Below are 8,556 nucleotides of genomic sequence, written 5' to 3' on the forward strand. Positions count from 1 at the left end.
ATCTTGGACGCCCGTCCTGGAACAAACGCCGTCGCGCAGGCTTTGGCGCAACGCGACGAGCATGCCCGACGCTTCTACACCACAAGGCTGCTGCTGGTCAGAGCAGCCTCGAACCCATCGGTTACCTCGCAAGGGCGCGCCAGCATGCGCAACAGCTCGACACCGCCCCGAAAGCCGAACAGCGGCAACTCGAATCCTATATCGGCGTACTGAAGACAATTCGAGTAGTACGCAGCATCCAGCCCCACCGCCACATCCACTTCAGGAGCCATTTCGTGCATGAACAGAGCACGCCTTGACTCGGGTGGCAGCACGACGATCTGAGGGGCCTCTTGCTGCAGCCACGAAAGCTGCTCCATGCACGTGCGCGAAAGAGCGTTCGCGTACACCGATTCAACCCTCATGCCGCACTCCGTCAAAAACCGAGCCAGCTCAAAAGGGCTTGCCAAGTGGGACGAGCCCACGGAAACGCGCAGCCCCTTCAAGCAGGAGGCAAGTAGTTCGACCTCCGTCATGGCCTGGTCGCGCGCTTGCCGCCAGGAAAGCGCGACCTCCAACTTCTTCTCAAGGCGTTCGTAACTTCGAGCCACCAAGGAGGGCAGCACATGAAGAGGAAAGCGAAGGCTCTCCATGCCCAGACGATCGTGCAAAGAATCGCATGCTATCGCCGCCGCATCATGTGCAACCAGGTTCAAGCGGGATGACGAAAGCGTCTGAAACTCCTCATAGGTTGCGCAATCGGCCACATTAGCCAATTCATAGCCCGCCTGAGCAAGCACGGCATGAACCTCTGAAGACGGATGCACGTTCGAGAAGATGCCGCACAAGTTCAGAATTGCAGGCTTGCCGCCCGTCTCTGAAGAAGACGGGGGAACGCCACCCTGCTCCAAAGGCTCTAAAAAGCTGTAAACCGTGCGCAAGGCCCGCGGCAACGGAGGCAGTGACCCTTCGTTCCTGATGGGGTTCATAGCCGAAACCCGAACCGGCAACCCGCAAGCATCCTGCACATCCGAAGCGATCAGATCGAAATCCGACCCCAACAGATCGTCGATGCAGCTGTATACGATAGTGAGGGCGCTGGGCGCATATCGATCCACGATGAAGCGCGCGGCATTCGATACCTGGTCCAGATGCGATCCAAGCGACACCGCCTCGTCTTGAACATGCAAGGCATGGATTCTCGTGCGATCGCGCCCGTGCAGATACGCCGCCACCAACCCATGCCGACCGCAGCCTTGAGGGGCAACGAACAGAACGTGGCTTCCAGGCACCAGACACGCAACACGGGGAATGCCGTACCCTCCCGTCGCAGGTGAGTAAAAGCACAGGTCGGATCCTTTATTGAGCAAGAGGGGCTTCCCCTTGGAATCAACCTCGATCTCCGTAATGGGAACACCCTTCGGGGGCAGCGACTGCGCATTGAGGCTAGGGGCTTTCATCATGTCCTCCTCAAGGGAATGACGGCATCGTACGAGCGCCCGTCTTCAACACAGGAGAGCAACTGCGCGTCGACGCCGTAATACTGGGAAATACTCTGTCGGCTCAGCATGTCTTTGACCGGCCCGCAAGCATGTCCCTCGCGCCCGATCAGCAAAGCCTGATCGGCGACGCGCAGCGCATGCGCCGGGTAGTGGGTGTTCATGACAATGGAAAGACCGTCCTTCGACGCCAAACGCTCGACCAGGTCAAGAACGTGAATCTGATTGCGCATATCCAAATTCGATTCAGGCTCGTCCATGATCAGCACAGAGGGCTCCTTCACCAACGCCCGAGCAATAAGGACCATCTGCAGCTGCCCGCCCGAAAGCTGATGGCACGAACGCCGCGCAAGCGAGGCGATGCCCATGCTTTCGAGCAAGCCTTCCGCACGAAGGTAGTCGCTTTTCGAAGGCGTTCTTCCGAAAGCAACGTACGACGAGCGCCCCATGACCACAAGATCGAGCACGGTATGGCTGAACACCATGCTGCGAGCTTGCGGGACATAGCTGATTTCCTTCCAAAAATCAGCCGCAGACACATCGCGTACCGGCCGATCGCCAAGAAAGAACTCCCCTTCCGTAGGAGAGAGAAACCGCATAAGACAACGCAAAAGCGTCGTCTTCCCCACGCCGTTCGAACCCAAGACCGCCAAAACGCTGCCAGCCGGAACTTCGAACGAAACATCCTGGAACAAAGGGCTTCCGCCCGCATAGCGAAACGCCACCGATTTAGCCCTAATCACTCCAAGCACCCCCGGTTCGCCGCAAGAGGACCGCGAAGAACGGCGCTCCCACGATAGCCGTCAGAATAGACAGCGGTATCTCGGCCGGCGTTGCCGCACGCGCGCCCGTGTCGATGAGGACCATGAAAACCGCGCCGACCAGAACGCATGCGGGCAAAAGAAACTTATGGTCGTTCCCGGTCAGCATGCGAGCAAAGTGAGGAACGGCCAGCCCCACGAACGTCACTATGCCGCAGATCGAAACGGTAAGAGCGGCGATGACCGTAGCCGCCGCAATGACGACAAGGCGCAAACGCTTCACGTTCACTCCCAAGGACACGGCTTCGTCCTCAGGCAAAGAGAGCACGTTGAGCTTCCACCGAAGGCACCACAGAACGCCGATGCCGGCGATGATGGCGGGCCCAACGGTGATCACGTCGGCAACAGACGTTCCCGCAAGACTTCCCATCAGCCAATACGTGATCGCCGGCAGCGTGTTTTGCGGATCGGCCACAAACTTCACCAACGAAACGAGCGCCTGGAACACCGCGCCCACGATAACGCCCGACAGCACCAGCGTGAGAACGGTGCTCCTGCCTCTTCTGCGGCTCATGCCGTACGTGCAGGCTATGCCCGCAAACCCAAACAGGATGGCCATCGCCTGGACCGCAAGAGAATCGCCAACCAGCAAGATACCCAGAGCGGCACCGAAGCCGGCGGCAGCCGATACGCCCAAGATATCGGAACTAACCAAAGGGTTCCCAAAAATCGCCTGCAGCGACAATCCGGCAACCGACAGCCCCGCCCCAACGATCATGGCCATAAAAAGCCGCGGGAGCCTGATGGAAAACAACACGGTATAGGTCGTCTCGTTCGCCGCAGGCTGCCCCGCCAAAACGGAGAACAACTCGTCAAGAGGAATGCCGTAGCGCCCGAGGCACAAGGCCAGCGCCGCCGACGCAAGCAAAACGCCAATCAGAGCCCCTTGCATCAATCTCTGGTAGCGAATAGATTTGAACTTCATTGAACTCCTTGCAAACGTTGCGCAAAAAGGGATGCCCTGCATCTGCCAAAAGCATCAGCGGACATCCCGAATCGCATGGTCAGCTATTTGGTGTTGCTGCTCTTGTACTGCCAATCAGCACCGCGAGCAGCTTCCGGATTGGAGGAAAGAACGCCTTTTACCTGGTCGTCAGATATATCGTAAGAATAGAACTCGTTGTAGTACGCCTTGATCTCGGCTTCCATGTCGTAGTCGAACAGATCCGGGTACAGCGTTTCGGACATCCACTTCAACATGAGCGGAGCGTCGCCCGAAGGAGGGAACCAGCGGTAGACTCCGATAGGCTCTTTGTACACGCGGCCCTCGCGCACCGCCTTCACGTTGCTCCAATCCTGTCCGGGAACCGTGTTGTTGTATAGGTCCTCGGGCATGGTTTGGGAAAACGTGGTGATGATGATAACGTCGGGGTTCCATTCGTAAATCTGCTCCATGCTGATAGCGGGCGTGCCCGACAGCTCCGAGGCAACGTTCACGCCTCCGGCTGCGTCGATCCACCCCTGCCCGTAGTGGCCTTGGGCAGATGTGGTGATCTTCTTGTCATCGTGATTGAACAGGAAAAGCGTCCGGGGCTTGTCCTTCTCGTCGATAGAGGCCGTCTTCTGCGCGACCTCCTCCTTCACGCGCTTGCCGTAGTCGACAACAGCATCCGTCTTGCCCGTGCTCCCGAACATGCGGCCCATGATCTCGACCCATGAATCGAAGGTCACCAGAGCGTCTCCGTCGCCTTGGGTCTTCACGCCAACGATGGGAATCCCTGCGGCTTTCATGGCGTCGCGTTGGTTGCCGTACTCGGCCCAATACATCACGGCATCGGGCTTGAGGGCAAGCAGCTCTTCGACGTTGATCTCGTCGCCCTGAACGAAGCCGCTGGGGACGTCAAGCAGGTCGGGGTACATGTCAGCCATCACGGAATCTTTGATGGCGCTCGCTGAACCGGGGTGCATTCCGACCAGCTTGTCAAGCGGCTCGCCCGTAACGGCGTACACGCTGGGAAGCGGCAACGCCGTGGTAACGAAGCGATCGATAGACCCGGGAAGTTGCTGCTCTTCCCCGTTTTGGTCCACAACGACTATCGGCTCTTTTTCGCCGCTGTTTTCAGCAGCTGGATCCTGGGGCGCAGAGCACCCCGTAGCGAACAAGCCTACCGCAGCAGCCAGAAGAGACAGCTGCACTATGCGCTTGGGCATACGACAACCTCCTAAAAGTTAGATATAGTTAACTTCTTGAGATTATCCTAATGCTCGGTCGTTGTCCAGACTAATTGGCTAATTCTGAGAAAGCGCGTCGATTCGCCCGCATCGCGTGCGCTCTACTGATAGCGCAACGACTCCACGGGGTCGAGCTTCGCTGCGCGTCGCGCAGGATAGTAGCCGAACACCACGCCGATGAAAACGCACACGCCCACAGCCCCGAGCACCACCTGGGGCGCCAGAACCGGCGCGACCGCCATGCCGGGCTGCACCAGGCCGATCACGCCTCCCAAGCCCCATGCGGCCAGGAATCCGAACACGATGCCGAACACGCCGCCCGTCACGCACAGCGCAATGGCTTCCAGCAAAAACTGCATGGTCACATCGCGTCGACGAGCGCCCAGCGACTTCCTCAATCCGATCTCGCGTATGCGTTCGGTCACGTTCGTCAGCATCATGTTCATAATGCCGATGCCGCCCACGAACAGCGAGATGGAAGCGACCGATCCCATCAACAACGAGAACGCCGACATCATGGTCTCCATCTGCTTGATGATGGAATCGAGCGAAGTCACGTACACTTCGTTCTTTTGAAGATTGAAGTACCGGGCAACGTGCTCCTGGGTGGTTTCCACAAGCCTGTCCATGTCCGTCCCCTCGCGCGCAGCCCCGATGATCTGAGAGATGCCGCCGCCCGATCCGAGACGCGTCTGAGCCGTGGTATAGGGCACGTATGCCGACATCCCGCCCATCATGAACGACGTGGCATCGAGAACGCCCACCACCGTGTAGTCGTCGTTTCCCAGCTTGATGCTCTTGCCCACCGCCTGCGTGTCGGCGCTGCCGAACAAATCTCTGATAGATCCGCTGTCTATCACCACCAGTCGCGCTGCGCTCGCCTCTTCGCTATCCGTGAAGAAGCGGCCTTCCTTGAGCTTCGACCCGCTTACCGCGAAGTAATCGGGCCGTACGCCTATGATGCTCGCATTCGTTTTCTTGCCGTCGGATTTCGTCACCTCGGCGGAAGAATAAGACGTGCCGGTGATGGTCTCGTACTCGGGCATGCCCGAAGCAAGTTTGTCCAGATCGTCGAACGTCACGCCTTGGGGCGCGTAAACCCCGATGGACACCTGCCGCGCTTGGGCGAAACCCAGCTCGCCCATGAGCATGTTTTGAACGCCGGCGATAAGCGAGGTCATGGCGATGACCGCCGCGATGCCTATCACGATGCCCAAAATGGTAAGGAACGAGCGCCCCTTGTTGGCCGACAGCGCATGCCAGGTTTCGTAGAACAGATCGCCTATCTTCATCGGGCGCCTCCCGTCGGGCCGACATGGGGACCGTCGTAGAGCCTGCCGTCCCGGATATGGACCACGCGGTCCGCATGGGCGGCGACTTCGGGCTCATGCGTGATGAGCACGATGGTCTTCCCTTGGTCGCGCAGGCTTTTGAACGTTTCGAGCACCATATCGCCGGTCACCGTATCCAGGTTTCCCGTAGGCTCGTCGGCCAGGATGAGCGCAGGGTCGTTCACGAGCGCTCGCGCGATGGCCACGCGCTGCATCTGCCCGCCCGAAAGCTCGTTGCTGCGATGATCGTACAGGCGAGGATCGAGCGAGACGCTGCGCAACGCGGCATGCGCCCGGGCAGCACGCTCCTTGCGCGGGCAAGCCGTATAGACGAGCGGCAGCATCACGTTGCGCATGACCGTGGCGCGCGGGAGCAAATTGAACGACTGGAACACGAAGCCCAAGCGCGTGGCGCGGATCTCGGCCAGCTCGTCTTCGCGATAAGCGGCAACGTCGATGCCTTCCAGAAGATAACGCCCGCGCGTGGGCGTGTCCAGGCAGCCGAGCAGGTTCATGAGCGTCGACTTTCCCGATCCCGAAGGACCCATGATGGCCAGGAACTCGCCTTTTTCCACCGAAAGCGACACGCCGCGCAGCGCATGGGTGAAACCCGAAGCGCTCTCGTAAATACGATGCAGGTCGACGGCCTCCACAACGCACGCCATGACGTTACCCCACCCCGACTGCGGTGGATACGCCGCCGGAAGACATGGCCGCATCCCCGGCCGCCGCGTCGGCACCTGCCGGCCCACTTGGGAAACCACCGGAAACGACCACGTTGTCACCTGCTTTGACCTGACCCTTCACCACCGAGGTCAAACCGTCGGAGGCGATCACCTCCACCGAGCGCGACTCAACGGCCTGAGTATCGGGATCGGTGACGACCATAAGGTAGCTCCCGCCCGATCCGTCCGACTGCACGGCGGAAACGGGAACCTTGAGGGCGTTCTCGATCGTGGTAGTGGTGATGGTGGCCTTGGCCGTCATGCCAGGCTTGAGGCGAGGATCGGGCTCGGCGATCAGCAGCTTCACCGTATAGGTGACCGCCCCGCCGCCGCCCGGCGCGCCGCTCGAACCGTCGCCCGAACCCGCCGACGTGGTGGCGATCCTCACCACCGTAGCCGGAAGCGTAAGATCGGGAGCCGCAGTGAACGTAACCTTCGCGGTCTGATCGTTGCTGATCTTGAGAATGTCGATCTCGTTCACGTTGATGGAGACGGTCATCTGCGACAGGTCGGCTATCTGCACGGGCGATACGGGATTCGACGCAGAACTGGACCCCAAAGCCTTGCCGGGCTCGATGTTGACGGCGACCACGCTGCCGGATATGGACGAGGCAACCGTGCGCTTGTCCGCTCGCGCAACGGCTTCGTCGTAGACGGTCTGCGCGTTTTGAAGAGCGAGGTTCGCGCTGCTCAGGGCAAGCTCGGCCTGCCTGATAGCGGCATCGGCAGATCCTTCGTCGAAAGAAGGGCCGGCGCTTGCCGCAGCGGCGGGCACCTGGGAACCCGCCCCTGCCGCTGCGTTCGCCTGGGAATTCGCAGCCGCTTGGGCCTGGGCTTGCGCTTGCGCCTGCGCATCCGCTGCAGCTTGCTGTCCGGCCGACTTTGCACGGTACGCCTCGTTCACGGAGTTCTGCGCCTGAGCCACGCCGTTGCGCGCCTCCTCGATGCCGCGCGCAGCCTGGGACACCGCCTTGTCCAATTCCGCGTTCACCACGGTGAACAAGGTCTGCCCCGCTTCCACGCGGTCCCCCTCGGACACGAACACCTCCCCCACGATACCCTCCACCTCGGGCGTGGCGCTCACGGACGAGATGGGCTGCAAGTTGCCCGAAGCGGTCACCGAGTCGACGAACGTGCCCTGCTCGACAGGGGCGGTCTGCAACGCCATGCTCTCGAGGGCTTTGGCCGTCTGGTCGGCTATGTACCAGGCGAAAGCGCCCACCAGGGCAATCAAAACGAGGACGGCCGCCGAAACTCCTATGATGACCTTGCGCTTGCGCTGTTTCTTCCGTTTCGCCTTGAGATCGTTGAACGCCTGCATATCGGAAAGCGCATCAGGATCCACGATGCTGTCCGGCCAAGGAGGGAGCACCGCAGTCGACTGCGACGGCCCGGGGCCGAAGGAAGGGACCTCCGGGCTCTGCGACGCAGAATCGCCCGCATCGGCCGGACCGGCGGGAAAAGGCGAAGCGGGAAACCCGTTTCCGTTTCGATGGTTGCCGTGGCTCATTGCAAACCTCCCGTGTACGCGAAGCGGGTCGTCTCCACGCACTATCTTCTCGCTACAGTATAATCGGTACAGCATAAGCGATCCGAAACGAAAAAAGAAGCGCCGATTGCGATCAAAACAAAGAAACGGGCAAAAAAGGAAGGATTTGCATGGGAGATTTCTCAGATCGGGTGTTCGGCGTCGTGCGTCGCATCCCTCGCGGCAAAGTGGCGTCGTACGGGCAAGTGGGAAGCCTGATAGGCGCGCCCCGATCCGCGCGGTACGTGGGCTACGCCCTGCGGGCCAACCCCGAACCGGGAACCGGCCCCTCGTGCATCCCCTGTCATCGCGTCGTGTTCAAAGACGGGGGCCTATGCAAGAGCTTCGCCTTCGGAGGACCCGACGAGCAGCGCAAGATGTTGGAAGCGGAAGGCGTCGAATTCGAAGACGACGGGCGCGTGAACATGGAGGCATGCCAGTGGAGCGGCTGCGCGCAGGATGCAGGCGCTCCACTGGCATGCCCCCATGTTCACGCGCCCG

8 protein-coding genes are annotated in these 8,556 nt (G+C 60.4%); 1 reads left to right on the forward strand and 7 read right to left on the reverse strand.

Annotation, left to right across the window (positions count from 1 at the left end):
• Nucleotides 1-74: 74 nt before the first annotated feature.
• From DMP08_RS07980 to DMP08_RS08010, 7 genes are all read right to left on the reverse strand, one after another.
• Nucleotides 75-1,442, reverse strand: coding sequence for a nitrogenase component 1 (locus DMP08_RS07980; RefSeq protein WP_123192398.1), 1,368 nt, complete (start codon nucleotides 1,440-1,442; stop codon nucleotides 75-77).
• Nucleotides 1,439-2,221, reverse strand: a complete 783-nt coding sequence (locus DMP08_RS07985) for an ABC transporter ATP-binding protein (protein ID WP_161555446.1) — start codon at nucleotides 2,219-2,221, stop codon at nucleotides 1,439-1,441. Before DMP08_RS07985 ends, DMP08_RS07980 begins: the two co-directional genes overlap by 4 nt.
• Entirely contained in the window at nucleotides 2,214-3,224 is a 1,011-nt protein-coding gene (locus tag DMP08_RS07990; RefSeq protein WP_211328414.1) for a FecCD family ABC transporter permease, read from the reverse strand. The genes DMP08_RS07985 and DMP08_RS07990 overlap by 8 nt, the downstream gene beginning before the upstream one ends.
• 83 nt (nucleotides 3,225-3,307) lie before the next feature.
• Nucleotides 3,308-4,450 (reverse strand): ABC transporter substrate-binding protein, encoded by a 1,143-nt coding sequence (locus tag DMP08_RS07995; protein ID WP_123192400.1) that lies wholly within the window; start codon nucleotides 4,448-4,450, stop codon nucleotides 3,308-3,310.
• A gap of 122 nt (nucleotides 4,451-4,572) precedes the next feature.
• Entirely contained in the window at nucleotides 4,573-5,763 is a 1,191-nt protein-coding gene (locus DMP08_RS08000) for an ABC transporter permease (RefSeq protein ID WP_123192401.1), read from the reverse strand.
• Nucleotides 5,760-6,467, reverse strand: a complete 708-nt coding sequence (locus DMP08_RS08005) for an ABC transporter ATP-binding protein (RefSeq protein WP_123192402.1) — start codon at nucleotides 6,465-6,467, stop codon at nucleotides 5,760-5,762. Before DMP08_RS08005 ends, DMP08_RS08000 begins: the two co-directional genes overlap by 4 nt.
• Nucleotides 6,468-6,471: 4 nt before the next feature.
• Entirely contained in the window at nucleotides 6,472-8,037 is a 1,566-nt protein-coding gene (locus DMP08_RS08010; protein ID WP_123192403.1) for an efflux RND transporter periplasmic adaptor subunit, read from the reverse strand.
• Between the two features lie 149 nt (nucleotides 8,038-8,186).
• Between DMP08_RS08010 and DMP08_RS08015 the strand changes: the two genes are divergently transcribed.
• On the forward strand, nucleotides 8,187-8,556 hold a 370-nt coding region (locus DMP08_RS08015), incomplete at its 3' end, for an MGMT family protein (protein WP_148042343.1).

The sequence above is a fragment of the Paraeggerthella hongkongensis genome, from assembly GCF_003726035.1.
GTDB classification, from domain to species: Bacteria; Actinomycetota; Coriobacteriia; order Coriobacteriales; family Eggerthellaceae; genus Paraeggerthella; species Paraeggerthella hongkongensis.